The sequence below is a fragment of the Stenotrophomonas pictorum JCM 9942 genome (assembly GCF_001310775.1).
In the GTDB taxonomy this organism is placed as follows: Bacteria; Pseudomonadota; Gammaproteobacteria; order Xanthomonadales; family Xanthomonadaceae; genus Stenotrophomonas; species Stenotrophomonas pictorum.
Genome location: NZ_BAZI01000788.1, coordinates 1 through 594 on the forward strand (window position 1 = coordinate 1; position 594 = coordinate 594).

The 594-nt window shown below is 71.0% G+C and carries 1 pseudogene; it reads right to left on the minus strand.

Annotated features, from left to right (window positions below):
* A pseudogene (locus tag JCM9942_RS17705) lies at positions 1 to 594 on the minus strand (hypothetical protein); the annotation flags it as partial.

Below are 594 nucleotides of genomic sequence, written 5' to 3' on the forward strand. Positions count from 1 at the left end.
CAACCGCGCGCGGTGTCCGACGCGCCGATGCGCAGGTCGGTGGCCGCCGGCAAACGCAGACGTTCGAGCTGCCACCGCACGAGAGCAGGCCGTCACGGGTCAGGCCCTGGCGGCTGCGCACCAGCTCGGCTTCGGTCTCCACGCAGCGCAGTTCGCCCAGCTGCCGGCGCAGGAACGCCAGTGCATCGGCGTTGACGCCTTCCAACAGCGCCGCGACGCTGCCGGCGGACGGCGTTTCGGCCCCCCGCGAATTGCGTGCCTGGCTGGACAGCGCCAGCTTCACGCCATAGACCGCACGCCCGCCGGACAGCCCGCGATACAGCTTGACCGCGCGCTCCTCGTCCTGGTCGGGAATCAGCAGCGCCTCGACATTGCTGCGCAGGTAACCCTCGATGGCGTACTGCCAGGCGCCGTCGCTGACCCGCACCAGATCGCACACCGGGCGCGCATCGATGCCGGCGTCGCGCAGATAGCTCATCAGCCGCACGGTTTCGGGATTGAGCTCGGCCTGGCCGGCCGCCAGCCGCTTCTGGTTCTGCCGCGCGGTTTCCAGCGCCTCGCGGGCCTTGTCGTGGGCACCGTGCAACTGGCGGG